The 19,125-nt window shown below is 71.4% G+C and carries 18 protein-coding genes; 3 read left to right on the forward strand and 15 right to left on the reverse strand.

Annotated features, from left to right (window positions below; all coding sequences use genetic code 11):
* Positions 1–32: 32 nt before the first annotated feature.
* From hemB to ACFYP4_RS25115, 6 genes are all read right to left on the reverse strand, one after another.
* On the reverse strand, positions 33–1,025 hold the full coding sequence (gene hemB / locus ACFYP4_RS25090; protein WP_358855301.1) for a porphobilinogen synthase: 993 nt from the start codon (positions 1,023–1,025) through the stop codon (positions 33–35).
* Between the two features lie 286 nt (positions 1,026–1,311).
* Positions 1,312–3,054: a bifunctional uroporphyrinogen-III C-methyltransferase/uroporphyrinogen-III synthase gene (locus ACFYP4_RS25095; RefSeq protein WP_358855300.1), complete on the reverse strand. Its 1,743-nt coding sequence runs from the start codon at positions 3,052–3,054 to the stop codon at positions 1,312–1,314.
* Positions 3,051–4,064: a hydroxymethylbilane synthase gene (hemC, locus tag ACFYP4_RS25100; RefSeq protein WP_388788177.1), complete on the reverse strand. Its 1,014-nt coding sequence runs from the start codon at positions 4,062–4,064 to the stop codon at positions 3,051–3,053. The genes ACFYP4_RS25095 and hemC overlap by 4 nt, the downstream gene beginning before the upstream one ends.
* The gene (locus tag ACFYP4_RS25105) at positions 4,061–5,764 is read right to left on the reverse strand and encodes a glutamyl-tRNA reductase (RefSeq protein WP_388788180.1); all 1,704 of its coding nucleotides are present in this window, start codon (positions 5,762–5,764) and stop codon (positions 4,061–4,063) included. The genes hemC and ACFYP4_RS25105 overlap by 4 nt, the downstream gene beginning before the upstream one ends.
* Complete coding sequence (locus tag ACFYP4_RS25110; protein WP_358855298.1) at positions 5,761–6,510, reverse strand: redox-sensing transcriptional repressor Rex; 750 nt, start codon at positions 6,508–6,510, stop codon at positions 5,761–5,763. Before ACFYP4_RS25110 ends, ACFYP4_RS25105 begins: the two co-directional genes overlap by 4 nt.
* A 333-nt stretch (positions 6,511–6,843) precedes the next feature.
* Positions 6,844–7,155, reverse strand: coding sequence for a glutaredoxin family protein (locus tag ACFYP4_RS25115; protein WP_358855297.1), 312 nt, complete (start codon positions 7,153–7,155; stop codon positions 6,844–6,846).
* Positions 7,156–7,331: 176 nt separating this feature from the next.
* Here ACFYP4_RS25115 and ACFYP4_RS25120 point away from each other — a divergent pair, with 176 nt between their 5' ends.
* From ACFYP4_RS25120 to ACFYP4_RS25130, 3 genes are all read left to right on the forward strand, one after another.
* Positions 7,332–8,285, forward strand: a complete 954-nt coding sequence (locus ACFYP4_RS25120; protein ID WP_388788184.1) for an HAD family hydrolase — start codon at positions 7,332–7,334, stop codon at positions 8,283–8,285.
* A gap of 391 nt (positions 8,286–8,676) precedes the next feature.
* Positions 8,677–9,450, forward strand: coding sequence for an ECF subfamily RNA polymerase sigma factor, BldN family (locus ACFYP4_RS25125; RefSeq protein WP_358855295.1), 774 nt, complete (start codon positions 8,677–8,679; stop codon positions 9,448–9,450).
* 254 nt (positions 9,451–9,704) lie between these two features.
* A complete protein-coding gene (locus tag ACFYP4_RS25130; RefSeq protein WP_388788187.1) occupies positions 9,705–10,928 on the forward strand; it encodes a DUF5667 domain-containing protein in 1,224 nt (407 codons plus the stop codon).
* 57 nt (positions 10,929–10,985) lie between these two features.
* On the opposite strand, the gene ACFYP4_RS25135 is transcribed toward ACFYP4_RS25130, so the two are convergent.
* From ACFYP4_RS25135 to ACFYP4_RS25175, 9 genes are all read right to left on the reverse strand, one after another.
* Entirely contained in the window at positions 10,986–12,035 is a 1,050-nt protein-coding gene (locus tag ACFYP4_RS25135) for a lysophospholipid acyltransferase family protein (protein ID WP_358855293.1), read from the reverse strand.
* 14 nt (positions 12,036–12,049) lie between these two features.
* Positions 12,050–13,111, reverse strand: a complete 1,062-nt coding sequence (locus ACFYP4_RS25140) for an NAD-dependent epimerase/dehydratase family protein (protein WP_358855292.1) — start codon at positions 13,109–13,111, stop codon at positions 12,050–12,052.
* Positions 13,112–13,413: 302 nt separating this feature from the next.
* A complete protein-coding gene (locus ACFYP4_RS25145) occupies positions 13,414–13,512 on the reverse strand; it encodes a 30S ribosomal protein bS22 (RefSeq protein ID WP_003948845.1) in 99 nt (32 codons plus the stop codon).
* 162 nt (positions 13,513–13,674) lie between these two features.
* Positions 13,675–13,887 carry a helix-turn-helix domain-containing protein gene (locus ACFYP4_RS25150; protein WP_004984898.1) on the reverse strand — a complete coding sequence of 71 codons (213 nt, stop codon included), beginning with the start codon at positions 13,885–13,887 and terminating at the stop codon, positions 13,675–13,677.
* Positions 13,888–14,016: 129 nt separating this feature from the next.
* Complete coding sequence (locus ACFYP4_RS25155) at positions 14,017–14,832, reverse strand: phosphatase (protein ID WP_358855291.1); 816 nt, start codon at positions 14,830–14,832, stop codon at positions 14,017–14,019.
* Positions 14,833–15,055: 223 nt separating this feature from the next.
* Entirely contained in the window at positions 15,056–16,228 is a 1,173-nt protein-coding gene (locus tag ACFYP4_RS25160) for an acetoin utilization protein AcuC (protein ID WP_388788192.1), read from the reverse strand.
* Positions 16,179–17,411 carry an MFS transporter gene (locus ACFYP4_RS25165; protein WP_388788195.1) on the reverse strand — a complete coding sequence of 411 codons (1,233 nt, stop codon included), beginning with the start codon at positions 17,409–17,411 and terminating at the stop codon, positions 16,179–16,181. The genes ACFYP4_RS25160 and ACFYP4_RS25165 overlap by 50 nt, the downstream gene beginning before the upstream one ends.
* An 80-nt stretch (positions 17,412–17,491) precedes the next feature.
* Positions 17,492–18,208: a VC0807 family protein gene (locus tag ACFYP4_RS25170; RefSeq protein WP_358855288.1), complete on the reverse strand. Its 717-nt coding sequence runs from the start codon at positions 18,206–18,208 to the stop codon at positions 17,492–17,494.
* 134 nt (positions 18,209–18,342) lie between these two features.
* Positions 18,343–18,987, reverse strand: coding sequence for an HAD family hydrolase (locus ACFYP4_RS25175; RefSeq protein WP_358855287.1), 645 nt, complete (start codon positions 18,985–18,987; stop codon positions 18,343–18,345).
* Between the last annotated feature and the right edge of the window lie 138 nt (positions 18,988–19,125).

The following is a 19,125-nucleotide window of genomic DNA, read 5'->3' on the forward strand; positions in this document are numbered from 1 at the left end:
CGGCGGTCACCGGCCCGGCGGTGGTCCGGCCGTCACCGCAGCTGCCGGGCGACCTCGGTCGCCCAGTACGTGAGGATGTTCCGGGCTCCGGCGCGCTTGATGCCGGTCAGGGCCTCCAGGATCGCCTTGTCGCGGTCGATCCAGCCCTTCTCCGCGGCGGCCTCGATCATCGCGTACTCGCCGGAGATCTGGTAGGCGGCCACGGGCACGTCGACGGCGTCCGCGACCCGGGCGAGGACGTCCAGGTAGGGGCCCGCCGGCTTGACCATCACCATGTCGGCCCCCTCCTCCAGGTCGAGGGCAAGCTCCCGCAGGGACTCCCGCAGATTGGCCGGGTCCTGCTGATACGTCTTCCGGTCGCCCTGCAGGGACGAGCCGACGGCCTCCCGGAAGGGGCCGTAGAAGGCGGAGGAGTACTTGACGGTGTACGCGAGGACGGCGACGTCCTCCCGGCCGATCTGGTCGAGGGCGTCCCTGACGACCCCGATCTGACCGTCCATCATCCCGCTCGGGCCCACGACATGGGCACCGGCGTCGGCCTGGACCTGGGCCATCTCGGCGTACCGCTCGAGCGTGGCGTCGTTGTCGACGCGCCCCTGCTCGTCGAGGACACCGCAGTGCCCGTGGTCGGTGAACTCGTCGAGACACAGGTCGGACATGACGAGCAGGTCGTCCCCGACCTCCGCGCGCACGTCGCGCAGGGCGGCCTGGAGGATCCCGTCGGGGTCGGTCCCGGCCGTGCCCTGGGCGTCCTTCTTCCCGTCCTCCGGCACACCGAAGAGCATGATCCCGGAGACCCCGGCCTCCAGCGCCTCGACGGCCGCCTTCTTCAGGCTGTCGCGGGTGTGCTGCACGACCCCCGGCATCGCCTTGACCGGCACCGGCTCACTCACGCCCTCCCGCACGAACGCGGGCAGGATGAAGTCGGCGGGGTGCAGGCGGGTCTCGGCGACCATGCGCCGCATGGCGGGCGTCGTACGCAGCCGCCGCGGCCGCGTACCGGGGAAGGATCCGTACTTGGTCATGGACCTACGCTACGCCCGCCCCCGGCATGCCCTTGCCGACACCGTGCCGGTACCCGGCCCGCGGCACGCCGGGCCGGTCGGGAGCAGTCCGGGCCCCTCACCGGCGGTCCGTCGCGCCGCCCGGCACAGGGACGTCCACCGGTACGGCCGCGCCCACGACCCGGGGAGCCGCAAGGGGCGGCACCGGAGGATTCCGGTGCCGCCCCTTGCGTCGGGCCGGCCCACGGCCCGGTGCGTGACGGGCGATGTCGCCTCCCGCGCAGCGAGTCGCTGTCACGTGCCGCCGTTACGTGGTGCGCCGCCGCCGCGACCCCGGCCGGCGCTCGCTGGGCCGCGTCACCGGGTCCCCGGCGTCCAGCGCGGCAGCCCGCCGCCGGAGCCCGAAGTCCGCCAGCGCCTCCGCCAGCTTGAGCACGGACGGCTCGGGAGCCATCACGTCGACCCGCAGCCCGTGTTCCTCCGCGGTCTTCGCGGTGGCCGGGCCGATGCACGCGATCACGGTCACGTTGTGCGGCTTGCCGGCGATGCCGACCAGGTTCCGCACGGTCGACGACGAGGTGAACAGCACCGCGTCGAACCCGCCGCCCTTGATCGCCTCACGCGTCTCCGCCGGCGGCGGCGACGCCCGCACGGTCCGGTAGGCCGTGACGTCGTCGACCTCCCAGCCCAGCTCGATCAGCCCCGCGACCAGCGTCTCGGTGGCGATGTCGGCGCGCGGCAGGAACACCCGGTCGATCGGGTCGAAGACCGGGTCGTACGGCGGCCAGTCCTCCAGCAGCCCGGCCGCGGACTGCTCACCGCTCGGCACCAGGTCCGGCTTCACACCGAACGCGACGAGTGCCTTGGCGGTCTGCTCGCCCACCGCCGCGACCTTGATCCCGGCGAAGGCGCGGGCGTCGAGCCCGTACTCCTCGAACTTCTCGCGCACGGCGCGCACCGCGTTCACCGAGGTGAAGGCGATCCACTCGTACCGCCCGGTCACCAGGCCCTTGACCGCGCGCTCCATCTGCTGGGGCGTGCGCGGCGGCTCGACGGCGATGGTGGGCACCTCGTGCGGCACCGCTCCGTACGAACGCAGCCGGTCGGAGAGCGACACCGCCTGCTCCTTCGTCCGCGGCACGAGCACCTTCCAGCCGAACAGCGGCTTGGACTCGAACCACGACAACTGGTCGCGCTGGGCGGCGGCGGAACGCTCACCGACCACTGCTATGACCGGGCGTCCGCCGTCCGGCGACGGCAGCACCTTCGCCTGCTTCAGCGTCTGCGCGATCGTCCCGAGCGTCGCGGACCAGGTCCGCTGCCGGGTCGTCGTACCGGCGACCGTCACGCTCATCGGCGTATCGGGCTTGCGCCCGGCGGCGACCAGCTCGCTCGCGGCCGCGCCGACCGAGTCCAGCGTCGCCGACACCACGAGGGTGCCGTCCGACACCCCGACCTCGGTCCAGCAGCGGTCCGAAGCCGTACGCGCGTCGACGAAGCGCACGTCCGCGCCCTGCGCGTCCCGCAGCGGCACACCGGCGTACGCGGGCACGCCCACGGCTGCGGCGACACCCGGCACGACCTCGAAAGGCACACCCGCGGCGACGCAGGCCAGCATCTCCTCGGCGGCGTACGCGTCGAGGCCCGGGTCTCCGGACACCGCACGCACGACCCGCTTGCCGCCCCGTGCGGCCTCCATGACAAGATTGGCAGCACCCCTCGAAGCAGGGGCACCAGCGGTCGTTGACGAGCCGTCAACCACCGCCAGCCTAGGCGTGCCTGAGCCCGATCGGGCATCCGGGGACGCGCCTGCGGACGCGGCCACGGACACCCCCGAAGGCGCGTCGGCGGCGTCCGTGTCCAGCACGGCGACGCCCTGCCTGGCGTGCGTGCGCACCACGTCGAGCACCTCGTGCTCGGCGACGAGTACGTCCGCGTTCGCCAGCGCCTCCACGGCGCGCAGGGTCAGCAGTCCCGGATCCCCGGGTCCGGCACCGAGGAAGGTGACGTGCCCGTGATCGAGTCCGGCGGAAAGGTTGGTGGGGCTCACAGTGCTCGCTCCCCCATCAGACCGGCCGCGCCCTTGGCGAGCATCTCGGCGGCGAGTTCACGGCCGAGTTCCATTGCCTGCTCGTACGTCCCGGGCACGGGACCGGTGGTGGACAGCTGCACCAGCGAGGAACCGTCGGTCGTGCCGACGACGCCGCGCAGGCGCATCTCCTTGACAGTCTGCCCGTCGGCCAGCAGGTCGGCGAGCGCACCCACGGGTGCGCTGCAGCCGGCCTCCAGGGCGGCGAGCAGGGATCGCTCGGCGGTCACGGCGGCCCGGGTGAACGGGTCGTCGAGCTCGCCGAGCGCCGCGACGAGGTCCGCGTGGTCCGCGGCACACTCGATCGCGAGGGCCCCCTGGCCGGGGGCGGGCAAAACGGTGTCGACCGACAGGTACTCGGTCACTTCGTCGCTGCGGCCGATCCGGTTCAGGCCGGCGGCGGCCAGCACGACGGCGTCGAGCTCGCCGTCGCGCACGAACCCGATCCGCGTGTCGACGTTGCCGCGGATGGCGACCGTCTCGATCGACATCCCGTGGCTGCGGGCGTACGCGTTCAGCTGCGCCATGCGGCGCGGCGAACCGGTGCCGACCCGCGAGCCGTCGGGCAGCCCGGCGAAGGTGAGCCCGTCGCGGGCGACGAGGACGTCGCGCGGGTCCTCGCGCACCGGCACGGCGGCCAGGGCGAGGTCGTCGGGCTGCGCGGTCGGCAGGTCCTTGAGGGAGTGCACGGCGAAGTCGACCTCGCCGCGCAGCAGCGCCTCACGCAGCGCGGTCACGAAGACACCCGTGCCGCCGATCTGCGCGAGGTTCTCGCGGGACGTGTCGCCGTACGTGGTGATCTCCACGAGTTCGACGGCACGCCCGGTCACCCGGCTCACGGCCTCGGCCACCTGCCCGGACTGGGCCATGGCGAGCTTGCTGCGCCTGGTCCCGAGCCTCAGTGGCCCTGTTTCGTCTGCTCGCCCGGGGGACGGTGCGGCCGGCCCCTTCGGCTCACGCGGCTCACTCATGGTCGCCCTCGGTTCTCGGCGTTCTCGGTGCTGATGTCTTGGGAGGCCCGGGAGACGGCGGCGACCGTCTCCTGGTCCAGGTCGAAGAGGGTGCGCAGCGCGTCCGCGTACCCGGCGCCGCCGGGTTCGGCGGCCAGCTGCTTGACCCGTACGGTCGGCGCGTGCAGCAGCTTGTCGACCACCCGCCGTACGGTCTGGGTGATCTCCCCGCGCTGCTTGTCGTCGAGGTCCGGCAGCCGTCCGTCGAGCCGCGCGATCTCGTTCGCGACGACGTCGGCGGCCATGGTGCGCAGGGCGACGACGGTGGGGGTGATGTGGGCGGCCCGCTGGGCGGCGCCGAAGGCGGCCACCTCGTCGGACACGATCCGGCGCACCTGGTCCACGTCGGCGGCCATCGGCGCGTCCGCCGACGCCTCGGCGAGCGACTCGATGTCGACGAGCCGCACGCCGAGCAGCCGGTGCACGGCGGCGTCGATGTCGCGCGGCATCGCGAGGTCCAGCAGGGCGAGCACGGGCGCGGGCCGGGTGGCCTCGACCGGCTCGAGCCTGCGCCGCTCGGGCACCCGCCCGATGGTGGCGGCGGTGGCGGCCAGCGCGGTGATCAGCGCGGCCTCGGCCTCGGGTGTACGGCGGTTGTCGCGCCGCTCCCCGGGGGCGTTGTCCACCCAGGCCGCGTGCTGTTCCAGGGTGGCGGCGTCCAGACCGGCCACCGCGGCCTCCCCCATCACGGAGAAGCCGGTGGCGCCCTGCACGGCCGGCAGGTCGAGGGGGCAGCCCTCCTCGGTGCCCGCGCCGGCGGGTGCGATTCCGCGGGCCGGCCCGGCGGGGGCGGTTTCGCGGAGTCCGGCGGGTGTGCCCGTGCGCCCTTCGACGGCGGTCGCGACCGTGTCCGCCGTCAGGACGAGTCCGGTCGCGCCGGTGCAGGAGACGGCGATGTCGGCACGTGTCAGCTCGCGCGGCACCGAGTCGATCGGTACCGCGCGGGCCAGCACGTCCGTGTCGTCGCCCTGCGCCAGTATCTGCGCGAGCCGCTCGGCGCGGTCCAGCGTGCGGTTGGCCACGACGACCTCGGCGACTCCGGCGCGCGCCAGCGTCGCCGCGGCCAGCGAGGACATGGAGCCCGCGCCGATCACCAGTGCCCGCTTGCCCTTGGCCCAGCTGTCGACGGCGGCGCCGGACGAGAGCTGCTCCAGGCCGAAGGTGACCAGGGACTGGCCCGCGCGGTCGATGCCGGTCTCGGAGTGGGCGCGCTTGCCGACCCTGAGGGCCTGCTGGAACAGGTCGTTCAGCAGCCGGCCCGCGGTGTGCAGTTCCTGCGCGGTGGCGAGGGAGTCCTTGATCTGGCCGAGGATCTGGCCCTCGCCGACCACCATCGAGTCCAGGCCGCAGGCCACGGAGAAGAGGTGGTGGACGGCCCGGTCCTCGTAGTGCACGTACAGATAGGGGGTGAGCTCGTCGAGCCCGACGCCGCTGTGCCTGGCGAGCAGGGTGGACAGCTCGGCGACGCCCGCGTGGAACTTGTCCACGTCGGCGTACAGCTCGATGCGGTTGCAGGTGGCGAGCACCGCGGCCTCGGTGGCCGGCTCGGCGGCGAGGGTGTCCTGGAGCAGCTTGACCTGCGTGTCCGCGGGCAGCGTGGCCCGTTCCAGGACGCTGACCGGAGCGCTGCGGTGGCTCAGCCCGACGACGAGGAGACTCATGCCGGCATCACGGCGGGGAGATCCCCGTCCGGTCCCTTCTCGGTCTCCGTCGGGGCCGTGGCGACGGCCTCGGCCGCGGCTTCCTCGCCGGCCTTGCGCTGCTCGTGGAACGCGAGGATCTGCAGTTCGATGGAGAGATCGACCTTGCGCACGTCGACGCCGTCCGGGACGGACAGGACGGTCGGCGCGAAGTTCAGGATGGAGGTGACTCCGGCGGCGACGAGGCGTTCGCAGACCTGCTGGGCCGCGCCCGCGGGCGTCGCGATCACGCCGATCGAGACACCGTTCTCGTCGATGATCTTCTCGAGCTCGTCCGTGTGCTGGACGGGGATCCCGGCGACCGGCTTGCCGGCCATCGCGGGGTCGGCGTCTATCAGCGCGGCGACCCGGAAGCCGCGGGAGGCGAACCCGCCGTAGTTGGCGAGCGCGGCGCCGAGGTTGCCGATCCCGACGATCACAACCGGCCAGTCCTGGGTCAGGCCCAGCTCGCGGGAGATCTGGTAGACGAGATACTCCACGTCGTACCCCACACCGCGGGTCCCGTAGGAGCCGAGGTAGGAGAAGTCCTTGCGCAGCTTCGCGGAGTTGACCCCCGCGGCGGCCGCGAGCTCCTCGGAGGAGACCGTGGGCACCGAGCGCTCCGACAGGGCGGTGAGGGCTCGGAGGTACAGCGGAAGGCGGGCGACGGTGGCCTCGGGAATCCCTCGGCTGCGGGTCGCCGGTCGGTGAGTTCGGCCAGTTGCCACGGTGCTCCTGCGGGTAGAGCGGGGCTGCAGGCGGTCACACGTTCCCGGACCGCCCCGTCGAAAGCAGGCTATGTCTTTGTGAACGCGTGCACAAAGATGGTGTCCGATTTGCCCGGCCAACGTGACCGGGGTCACGCGCCCCCGGGGCTGCGTACGGAACCGGCGCGCGCGCACCTTCGTTCCTCGCTGGATGGGGGCAAAACCGTACACACTCCTTACGCGTCCCGCCCCCGAGATCTGAACCACCCTCGATCCTAAGCGACTTTCCGGACCACTTGGACTGATCAGTCAGTCACGCTCCGGCCGGCGGAACCCGCGGGAACCCGCCATCTCTTACGCGGTCAGGGCCCTGCGCAGACGCTGCTCGTCCACCCGCCAGAAGGTGTGCTGGGCGCCGTCCACCAGCACGACCGGGATCTGCTCCCAGTACTGACGGTTCAGCTCCTCGTCCTGGGTGATGTCCTTCACCTCCCAGGGGACCCCGGTCTCCGCGCAGACCTTCTCCACCACCACCTGTGCGTCATCACACAGATGGCACCCGGGCTTCCTGATGAGGGTGACCAACCGCTCACGCGGCGCCTTCGTCATGTCCGTCTTCTCCTTGGGGCGGTCACTGCGCCGGAACAGGGGACTCATGCCGGCCATTGTCGCCCCGCCGCGGCCCCGACGCCCCCGACCAGGCCCCCGTACCCCCGCCGGCGCGAGGGCGCGGCCGCGGCGCGCCGGAACGCCCTCCCCTTTCACGGCACGGTCGTGGAGAGTTCACAGCCCCGCATCCTCTCGACTCCGGAACGACCGAACAGACTGGCTATGCTCACGGCATGGCCGCTCTCGGATGGCTCACTCCCCGTAGGCGCTCCGCCACGGCGCGGAGCGTGTTGGCAGGCGAGGCCTCGGCGGAGGCAGCACGCAAGACCTCCCAGGAGCTGGGAGACCTCGCGGACCTCACGCACGGGGTCGCGCCCGGCGCCGCCGTGGAGGAACCGGCGTTCCCGGTGCTCGGCGACGTGCGAGCCGCCGCCTTCTTCGACCTCGACAACACCGTCATGCAGGGCGCCGCGCTGTTCCACTTCGGCCGCGGGCTGTACAAGCGGAAGTTCTTCGAGACCCGCGACCTCGCCCGGTTCGCCTGGCAGCAGGCGTGGTTCAGGCTGGCCGGCATCGAGGACCCCGAGCACATGCAGGACGCCCGCGACTCGGCCCTCTCCATCGTCAAGGGCCACCGGGTCGCCGAGCTGATGTCGATCGGCGAGGAGATCTACGACGAGTACATGGCCGAGCGGATCTGGCCGGGCACCCGGGCACTGGCCCAGGCGCACCTCGACGCCGGCCAGAAGGTGTGGCTGGTCACGGCCGCGCCCGTGGAGATCGCCACGGTGATCGCCCGGCGGCTCGGGCTGACCGGGGCGCTGGGTACCGTCGCGGAGTCCGTCGACGGCGTGTACACCGGCAAGCTGGTCGGTGAGCCGCTGCACGGACCGGCGAAGGCGGAGGCCGTCCGGGCGCTGGCGGCCGCGGAGCGGCTGGACCTCTCCCGCTGCGCCGCCTACAGCGACTCCCACAACGACATCCCCATGCTGTCCCTGGTGGGCCACCCCTACGCCATCAACCCGGACGCCAAGCTGCGCAAGCACGCCCGGTCCTCCGAGTGGCGGCTGCGGGACTACCGCACGGCACGCAAGGCCGCCAAGGTCGGCATTCCGGCGGCCGCCGGGGTCGGCGCGGTCGCGGGCGGCACGGTCGCGGCGATCGCCCTGAGCCGGCGCCGGCGCTAGCGCGCCTCACTCCCCCTCCCGACACGGCCGCGTTGACGCCGCCGTGCGGAAGTGCGCGCGAACCCGGGTTCCGGACGGGTGCGGGAAGTGGCAATCCGCCTGTTCTACCCCCGCAGCGTCCCCGCCAGTCCCGACGTACGCACACGAGCACAACACGCCCCGCACCCAGGCGGAAGTCGAACTCACTCGGTCAACAACTGATCAGTTTTCGCTACTTGATCAGACGTCGATCAGTTAGAGAAGCGACGTAATCGATGATTTGAGCAACTGGGTGTAGTGCCGCCTGTACGAAGCGTTATTCTCCTCAAACGCATGACGGACGCCACCAGTCGCTACGACGGGTGAAAGATCCGGCACTGCACGTGATGGAAGCTCTGCCTCTGGGAGTCCCGTGTACCCACACGTCGGGGTTGACGCCTCGGGCCTGGCTACGCTGCGCGCGACGGTCCTCGACCGCCTGCGCGGCTTCGTCCCCACCGCGTACGCCGTCCCCGCCCTCGCTGTCTCCGCCGCACCCGTCGGCCCGTGCTACGCACTGGCCGAGGGCAGCGCCGCGGTGGGCAGACGAGGCCGCTCGGCCGCCACGCCCACCGCGCGCCGCCCGGCCGCGGACAGTGACAGCGCCCGGATGATGGATCTCGTCGAGCGGGCCCAGGCCGGCGAGGCCGACGCCTTCGGACGCCTCTACGACCAGTACAGCGACACCGTGTACCGCTACATCTACTACCGCGTCGGGGGCAAGGCGACCGCGGAGGACCTCACGAGCGAGACCTTTCTGCGGGCCCTGCGGCGCATCGGCACGTTCACCTGGCAGGGCCGCGACTTCGGCGCCTGGCTGGTCACCATCGCGCGCAACCTGGTCGCCGACCACTTCAAGTCGAGCCGCTTCCGGCTCGAGGTCACGACCGGCGAGATGCTCGACGCGAACGAGGTCGAGCGCAGCCCCGAGGACTCCGTCCTGGAGTCGCTGTCCAACGCCGCACTGCTCGACGCCGTACGGCGACTGAACCCCCAGCAGCAGGAGTGCGTGACCCTGCGCTTCCTCCAGGGCCTGTCGGTCGCGGAGACCGCGCGCGTGATGGGCAAGAACGAGGGCGCCATCAAGACCCTCCAGTACCGGGCCGTGCGCACCCTCGCACGGCTCCTCCCGGACGACGCCCGCTGACCCGGAAAGATCACCCAGCGATCCCGCACGTTCAGCAACGGTCAACTGACTTTCCGTAAGAGTCCGTTGACTTCGCGGTCCGGTCATCCGTCGTCCGTAACCCAAGTGCCGCGACGCTCGTTGTGCGGGATACAGGCTCCCTGTGGTCACACCCTGACCTCCGCCGATCACCCGATCGTGTCGGTGCGCTCAGGGCGTGCGACCCTCAGGACCCCCTGGGGAGCCGACCGTCATGACGAGAGGAGGTGCCGCCAGTGATCGCGAACGTATCGGCGCACCGGCGGGCGAACGCCTTCGCCCAGGCCCTGGAGGAGCAGTCCGACCGGGGCACGGCGGCCGAGCAGCCAGATGGATCGGCACCGCCCCCGGCTGCTGCGGAACAGACCGGGCAGGGCCTCATGCTGGCCCTCGCCACGGGTCTCGGCGAGCTGCCCAAACCCGTACTGGACCCTGAGGTCAAGGTCGTCCAGCGGGCTCAGCTCGTGGCCGCGATGGAGGCCATGCTGCTGGACGGCACGGCTCCGCTGGGCGAAGCGAGGGATTCTTCGGTACCCGAGCAGCGCTCCCACCGCCGGGGCGCCCATCGGGCGACCGGCCTCGGGAAGCTGCGACCCCGGTCCCGGCTGTCCAAGGGCCTTGCCGCGGGCGGGCTCACCGTCGGCGTGGCCGCCGGAGCGTTCGGCGGTGTCGCCGCCGCCAGCTCCGATGCCCTGCCCGGAGACTCGCTCTACGGGCTCAAGCGCGGGATGGAGGACATCAAGCTGGGGCTGGCCGACGACGCCGGCGACCGCGGACAGATCTACCTCGACCACGCCTCCACGAGGCTGAACGAGGCACGTCGGCTGATGGAGCGGGACCGCTCCGGTCCGCTCGACCACGAGTCACTGGGCGAGATCCGGCGGGCCCTGTCCCTCATGCAGCACGACGCGTCCGAAGGACACCGCCTGCTGCACGAGGAGTACGAGCGGGACGGCTCGCTGGCCCCCATCCAGGCCCTGTCCGCCTTCTCCCAGACGCATCGCGAAGCCTGGGGCGCGCTGCGCGACCGGCTGCCCGTGCAGCTCGGCGACGTCAGCGACCAGGTGTCGTCGGTCTTCGACGCCATGGACGAAGAGGTCGAGCCGTTGCGCGCGCTGCTGCCGCAGCCGCCCGCGAAGCACGGACCGGACAGGCGGACCCCCGGCGAGACCTCCACGGGCTCGTCGGACACGGGCCGTCCGGCGCCCAGCGCCACCGGCGGTTCCGCGGACAGCCGCCACTCCAGCAGCGGCAAGCCCAAGCCGTCCACGTCGGACAGCGAGGGCGACGGCCTGCTCGGAGGCGACACGGGCGGTCTGCTCGACCCGCCCGAGGACGACACCAGCTCGTCCCCCTCGGCCGGCCGGACCGCCCCGGCCGCCGAACCGGACGTCACGCTGCCCCCGCTCCTCCCGGGTCTCCTCCCGGGACTGGGCATCGACAGCGAGGACGACAGGTAACGCGCGTACGGCGAGGGGGCGCCCCTGTTCACCGGGGGTGCCCCCTCGCCGTATCCGTCAGAAGAACACCGACCGTCGCTGCACCAGCAGCTTGTACAGGGTGTGCTGGATCTGTTCCCTGACCTGGTCGGTCAGGTTGAACATCAGCATCGGGTCCTCGGCCGCCTCGGGCGGATAGCCGTCCGTGCGGATCGGCTCGCCGAACTGGATCGTCCACTTCGTCGGCAGCGGTACCGCGCCGAGCGGCCCGAGCCAGGGGAAGGTGGGCGTGATCGGGAAGTACGGGAAGCCCAGCACCCGGGCGAGCGTCTTCGCGTTGCCGATCATCGGGTAGATCTCCTCCGCCCCCACGATCGAGCACGGGATGATCGGGGTGCCCTGCCGCAGCGCGGTGGAGACGAAGCCGCCGCGGCCGAAGCGCTGGAGCTTGTACCGCTCACTGAACGGCTTGCCGATGCCCTTGAAGCCCTCGGGCATCACCCCGACCAGTTCGCCGCGTGCCAGCAGCCGCTCGGCGTCCTCGGCGCAGGCGAGGGTGTGACCGGCCTTGCGGGCCAGCTCGTTGACGACCGGCAGCATGAAGACCAGGTCGGCCGCGAGCAGCCGCAGGTGACGGCCCGTGGGGTGGTTGTCGTGGACGGCGACCTGCATCATCAGGCCGTCCAGCGGCAGCGTCCCGGAGTGGTTGGCGACGATCAGCGCCCCGCCCTCGGACGGGATGTTCTCGATGCCCTTCACGTCGACCCGGAAGTACTTCTCGTAGACCGGGCGGATGAGGGACATCAGGACCTGGTCGGTGAGTTCGGCGTCGTAGCCGAAGTCGTCGACCTCGTAGTCACCGGTCAGCCGGCGGCGCAGGAAGGCCAGACCGCCGGCGATCCGCCGCTCCAGACCACCGCCCGGTGCCTGCTCCGGCGCCTGCGGGCTCTCTCGCGTCACGGGATCATCATCCCGCGCGGGCGCCGGGCCGGGCAGGGGCTGGACCTCGTGGACCGCCGAGGGCTCGCCCTTGTGCCTGCTCCCGGCGCTCCTGCGGCGCGGCGGGCGCTGCACAGCGCCGCCGCGTGACCGGTCGTCGTCGAACGGAATGACCTTGGCGTCCGCCATCGTTGATGCGCTCCTCAGTTGGCGCTCTGCGTCGGGGATGAGCCGCCGCCCAGGGCAGGCAGCGCGGCGATCCGGTCGACGGCCCCCGCGAGGGCCTCCGGAGGCAGGAGTCCGGGTCCCCGGCTCCGGGCGAAGTCCGCGAAGGTCTCCGCCGTCGTGTACTTCGGCCGGTACCCGAGGGTGTCGCGCATCTGGTCCGTCTCCACGACCCGCCCGTGTGTGAGCAGCCGCAGTTGCTCCGGCGAGAAGTCCGTCACGCCCAGCGTACGCAGCGCCGTCCCCACCCAGCTGACCGCGGGCATCAGCAGCGGCACCGTGGGCCGGCCGAGGCGCCGCGCGCACTGCGAGAGCAGCAGGACGCCGTCCCCGGCGATGTTGAACGTACCGCTGTTGAGCGTCCCGCGCTCGGCCTCGTGCGAGGCCAGGCGCAGCACCTCGATCACGTCGTCCTCGTGCACGAACTGCAGCCGCGGATCGTAGCCGAGGACGGTGGGCAGCACGGGCAGCGAGAAGTACGAGGCGAGCGGTGAGTCCGCGCTCGGGCCCAGGATGTTGGCGAACCGCAGGACGCACACGGCGACGTCGGGCCGGCGGCGTGCGAAGCCTCTTACGTAGCCCTCGACCTCGACGGTGTCCTTGGCGAAGCCGCCGCTCGGCAGCGACTTGGGTGTGGTCGTCTCGGTGAAGACGGCGGGATCGCGCGGCGCGGACCCGTACACGTTCGTACTGGACTTCACGGCGAGGCGCTTGACGGTCGGGGACTTCTGGCAGGCACCGAGCAGCTGCATGGTGCCGATGACGTTGGTCTCCTTGACCGAGGTCCGGCTGCCGCTGCCCAGCGGGGTGCCGGTCACGTCCAGGTGGACGACCGTGTCGACGGAGTGCTCCGCGAGCAGGCGCGCGATCGAGGGCTGCTGTATGTCCGCCTGGACGAAGTCGGCGCCTCCCAGGTGGTGCTCGGGCGGGATCGCGTCCACGGCGATCACCCGCTCCACCTCCGGGTCGCGCTGGATCCGCCGGACGAACCGGCCCCCCAGCTGACGGGCCACTCCGGTCACCAGCACGACCTTCCCCAAGATCAGCGCCTTCCTTCCCGCCTCGTCCCGCGCCGCGTACCGCTGCTCGTACCCTGCCGGGTTCCCCGTGTGCCGCCAACCTAGCGGGTCGGTGTCGCGCTGTGACGACCGCCCGATGCGTCACGTCACGACAGCCCCGCACGTGCGACCGGACCCAGCCATTTGCCGCACAGGCACCCCTCCACGGCCCGGACATCCGGACATGACTGTGGCCCCCCACCTGACGGTGGGGGGCCACAGAGCGCGCTGTTGCAGCGGTCGCGCAACCGTAAGGACGATCCCCCGCGGGTGCGGGGACGGCCTTACTTCTTGTTGCGACGCTGAACGCGAGTGCGCTTGAGCAGCTTGCGGTGCTTCTTCTTGGCCATCCGCTTGCGCCGCTTCTTGATAACAGAGCCCACGACTACCCTCGCTCACTTCTCTTCACTCGGTGCTGGGCGCCGGGGCCCACACGACCTACGAGGGGCTAGCCTACCCGTCCGAGCGCTGAGGTCGTAATCGAGGTCACCCGGGGCTCCCCGGCGGGGCCGCGAGGGCCTCCCGGGGAACCCGCGGGGCCGCCGTCAGGCGGTCTCCACCCCCACGTAGCTCTCGCGGAGGTACTCATGAACCGCTTGCTCCGGCACCCGGAAGGACCTCCCCACCCGGATCGCCGGCAGATGACCGCTGTGCACCAGTCGGTACACGGTCATCTTCGACACTCGCATCACCGAGGCGACTTCCGCCACGGTCAGGAACTGAACCTCGTTCAGAGGCCTCTCGCCAGCTGCAGCCATGACACACCTGAACCTTCCGCACTCGACGGCCACCGGCTTCCCCTTCCGGTGACACTTCGTCGTTGCGTGCTCACTCCCCAGAGTAGGGGCGGGTGATGCGAGTGGGGAAGAGGAGCTGCCATCGGCGGCCTACTGTGACAGACACGCTCGATTGAGTACATAGCGAGTAAGCGGTCGGTAGTAATGAGACCGCACAGCGTCATCGAGGGGGACGGCGACGGACACCCGCCCCTCGGCTTCCCCGACGAACAGCGCGGGATCGTTCGTATCCGCCAGCCCGATGGCCTCGAACCCCAGCTGACCTGCCCCGCAGACCCATCCGTGGTCGCCGACGACCAGTTCGGGAAGCGGGCCCCCAGCCTCCGCCGCGGCCGCCAGCACGGTCCGGACCGGCAGCGGTGAGTGCGTGTGTGCGCCGGTCGTGCGCCCGGGGGCCTGCGGCCCGGGTTCCCGCACCAGCGCGACTCCTCGTACGTAGTCCACGCGGTGCGTGCGTAGGCCGAACCGGGTCGTTATGTCGACAGAGCTACCCTGCGCCGGGGTGAGGACAGTACATCCCGCCGCCGACAGGGCGTCCGCCAACGTGGCGTAGAAATCCATCAGCCGGTGCGGGTGCCCGGTGCCGAACAGCACCGGTGCCCGGCGCTCGGCGGCCCTCCCGAGCCGCTCGGCGAACGCCTGCAGCGCGGCCAGGGTCCGCTCCGGGTCGATCACATCATGCCCTGAAGTGTCTCCGGGATCGGCCGACACTCCGCACTTGTCGGCCATCAGCCCGATCAACTCCCGCTGCCCCCACGTCCCTTCGGGATCGAGTCCGATCAGCACCCGGGGGTCGCGGGCCGCGAAGAGCCGATAGCTGCGCAGGCTCTCCTCACGCGAGGTGGCGACGGGTCCGGCCAGCCGGGCGGCCAGCAGATGCGCACGCAATGCTCCGGTGCTCAACACGCCAGCGATGCTGACGCATCGCCACCCACCACACCCCGAAAACCCCGAAAACACCGCACAGTTGGCGTAACAGCCCGACCGGTGGGACGTTGGCCCGTCCGGCACTTGAAGGCGAGCGCGCGGCGCGATGCAAGGGTCCGGGGGTCCGGGGGTCCGGGGGCGAAGCTCCCGGGAACGGGACGGGCAGGGGCGGAGGGGGCGGAAACCCGTCCCGTCGCAACACCTAGGCCAGCAGCCCCCGCAGGGGGAAGACGGCCCGCCTTGCGGCGAGCACGGCCTGGTCCAGCCGGTCGGCGGGGTCGTACCCCGCCTCCCACTCCCGCCAGGCCACCGGCCACCGCCCGTCCGTCATCCGCATCGGCCCCAACTGCCGTGTCCGGGCACACACTTCCTGCCGCCAGCTCTCGGGAATCACCGACTCAGGCGTCACCGGCCGCCCAGCCGCCACCCCCACCAGATGCGTCCAGGACCGCGGCACCACGTCGACCACCGCGTAGCCCCCGCCCCCGAGCGCGACCCATCGCCCCTCGGCGTGCTCGTGCGCCAGTTCGTGACAGGCGACCTGCACGGCCAGCTGCGCGTCGAGCGACACCGCGAGATGCGCCAGCGGATCCTCGAAGTGGGTGTCGGCACCGTGCTGGGTGACGATCACCTGCGGCCGGAAATCGGCGATCAGCTCCGGCACCACGGAGTGGAAGGCCCGCAGCCACCCCGCGTCCCCGGTCCCCGCGGGCAGTGCCACGTTCACGGCGGAGCCCTCCGCACAGTCCGCGCCGGTCTCCTCCGGCCACCCGGTCTGCGGGAACAGCGTCCGCGGATGCTCGTGCAGCGAGATCGTCAGAACCCGCGGATCCTCCCAGAAGGCCGCCTGGACCCCGTCGCCGTGATGGACGTCCACGTCGATGTAGGCGACCCGCTCGGCACCCAGTTCCAGCAGGCGGGCGATGGCGAGCGACGCGTCGTTGTAGATGCAGAACCCCGAGGCACCGCCCGGCATGGCGTGGTGCAGCCCGCCCGCGAAGTTCACCGCGTGCAGCGCGTCCCCGCGCCACACCGCCTCCGCCGCTCCCACGGACTGTCCCGCGATGAGCGCGGACACCTCGTGCATCCCGGCGAACGCGGGATCGTCCGCCGTCCCGAGGCCGTACGACGCGTCCGCCGCGGCGGGGTTCCCGGACGCGGCCCTGACCGCCTCCACGTAGTCCTCACGGTGGACGAGCCGCAGCGTCGACTCCCCGGCCGGCTTCGCGGCGACCACCTCGATCTCCCGGTCGAGCCCGAAGGCGGCGACCAGCGACCGGGTCAGCGTCAGCCGGACCGGATCCATCGGGTGGTCCGGGCCGAAGTCATAGCCCGTTACTGCCTCGTCCCACATCAGCTGTGCGCGGCCGCTCATGCCCGTCACCGTATCGGTCCGGTTCAGCGGTGAACGACCTGGCATACCTCAGCGTCAGCAGAACCAGCACCATCGGTACGAGCATGGCTCCCCGGTAGTTCCACGCGTCCCCCAGCGCCCCCACCAGGGGGGAACCGATCAGGAACCCCACGTAGTTGAAGATGTTGAGCCGTGCGATCGCGGTGTCGGACGCGCCGGGGAAGAGCCGCCCCGCCGCCGCGAAGGTCTGCGGCACGATCACGCACAGCCCGAGCCCCACCAGCGTGAACCCCAGCATTCCGGCCCACGGCCCCGGCGCCACCGCCACCACCCCGAACCCGACGGCCGCCACCACCGCGCCGAGCCGTACGACGGCCGCCGCCCCGAACCGCCGCACCCCGACGTCCCCGATCGTCCGCCCCAGCAGGGTGGTGACCATGTAGACGTTGTACGGCACGGTCGCCAGCTGCTCGGAACTGCCCAGCACGTCCTGGAGGTACTTCGCACTCCAGTTGGAGACCGTCGAGTCCCCGATGTAGGCGAAGGTCATCACCAGACACAGCGGCAGGAGCAGCCTGAAGACGACGGGACCCGTCTCCGCCGGGGCGCCGCCCGCGCCCTCCCGCGTCGGCTGCTTCTCGGGGGCACCCCCGTCGACGTACCACCGGCTGCCCACCAGGGCCGCCGGCAGCAGCACCGCCACCACCGGCAGGTACGACACGAACAGCGACAGATGCCAGTGCGCCCCCGCCCACGCGAGGGAGGCGCCGACGATCCCGCCCAGGCTGTACGCGGCATGGAAGCCGAGCATGATGCTGCGCCCGTAGGTGCGTTGCAGGCTCACGCCGAGCATGTTCATCGAGGCGTCGAGTGCACCGACCGCGAGCCCGAACACCCCGAGCGCGACAGCGACTTGGGCGATCCGGTCGCCCGCCCCGACACCCACCAGGGCCAGCAGCACGACCGGCTGGGACCATCTCAGCACACGGCTGGGCGGCACCCGCTTGACCAGTTGCTCGGTGCAGACGCTGCCGACCCCGGCGAGGACCGGCACGGCGGCGAGGAAGACCGGCAGCAGGCCGTCGGATATCCCGTACCGGTCCTGGATCGCCGGGATGCGTGTCACCAGCAGCGCGAAGGCGACGCCCTGGACGAGGAAAGCGAACGCCAGCGAGGCCCTGCCGCGCCGCACCACATCTGTCATGGCGGCGAGCGTAGGGCCCCGGCCTACCCGTGGGTAGATCAAGCAGAAGATGAATTCTGTTCAGCTCTTGGTGTGCTGGGTTACTTGGTGTCCGTCCCGGCGCAGAGTTCCTCCTTCAGCATCATCTGCATCGGGACGACCGCGAGCGCGCCGCTGACGAGGAAGCCCAGGGTCATGGAGGCGATCATGATGACGGTGCCGAGCCAGACCATGGTGTCGACCGGAAGCGTGTAGGCACCCACCACGCGGACCACGCACTCGCCGAGCAACGTCACGCCCCAGACGGCGGAGAACGTGCGCTCGGCCCGGCGGAATCGCTCCGACCCGCTGATCAGCCGGTCCCATGCGGCGGACTTCGCCGTGTCCCCCTTGATGACGAACGGTGCCATGGCCGCGGTCATCATCGGCTTCCCGAGCAGTACGGAGACCAGGACGCCGATGCCGACGACACTGCTGATCGCGCTGTCCTTGGCCAGCATCAGCCGCGGGTCACCGGCCACCGACCCGAGCACAAGACCGGCGACGTTGACGACCAGGATCAGCGCCGCGAGGCCGTTCAGGCTCCGGTCCCGCACCGCACTCCACAGGGTCCGCACCGCCGGCAGCACACTGCTCAAGCCGAGCGCGGCCACCGTGCTCAGTCCGAGCCCGTCCTTGAGGAGGTAGAACGACACGAGAGGCACCGCCACGTCCACGATCAGCGGCAGGAAGCCGCGCCGCGCCGAGCCCCGGTCCTTCGCCGCGGGCGTCGCGGCGACAGGCGCTTCGGTGCGGCTCGCGGTGGCAGTGAGGCTCATGATCGGATCCCTCCGTAGGCGCTGTGTACGTCCCGTTCTCGACGTACACAGCTTGGCGCCCCGACCCGGGCCGGCAGTAGGAACGATCGTCCGGATCCGGGGATGACAAATGTCAGCGCCGGAGGGTGACACCGTCAGGCGAGCAGGTCCGCCAACTCCCCCATGTCGGCGAAGAGTCCGGTCGCACCGGAGAGCCTCTCGGCGGGCGTCATCGCGGTGAACCCGTACACGTCCATGCCGGCCGCGTTCGCCGCCCGCACCCCGAGCGGGCTGTCCTCGACGACGGCACACCTGGCCGCCGGCACGCCCATGCGCTCGGCCGCGTACAGGAACAGGTCGGGCGCCGGCTTGCCCCGCCCGACGTCCTGCGAACTGAAGATCCGCCCGTCGTCGAACCACCGGTCGAGCCCGGTCTTTCGGTGCCCCACCCGAATCCGCTCATGGGTTCCTGAGGAGGCGACGCAGTACGGCACCCCGTCCGCCGCCAGCTTCTCCAGCACCTGCACGGCCCCGGCGACGGGCTGCAACTCCCGTTCGAAGGCCGCGAACACCCGCGCGTGGAAGACGTCGTCGAAGTCCGCGGCAAGCTGTCGCCCGGTGCGCTCCGCCACGAGGTCGTGCACGCGGTGCATCGCGGCGCCCATGTAGTCGCGCAGGGAGTCCTCGTACGAGGTGGGGTGCCCCAGCTCGGTGAGGTAGGCGGCCAGGAGCGTGTTGGAGATCGGCTCGCTGTCCACGAGGACGCCGTCGTTGTCGAAGAGGACCAGGTCGTAGCGCATGAGGTCGACAATAAACGACCCCGGAAAACGCGGAAGGCGCCGGAAACGCAGAAAACCCCCGTACCGGTATCCCGGTACGGGGGTTTTCTCCAAAGATTGTTCGGCGGCGTCCTACTCTCCCACAGGGTCCCCCCTGCA

The organism is Streptomyces sp. NPDC005551 (genome assembly GCF_042871785.1).
Lineage (GTDB): Bacteria > Actinomycetota > Actinomycetes > Streptomycetales > Streptomycetaceae > Streptomyces.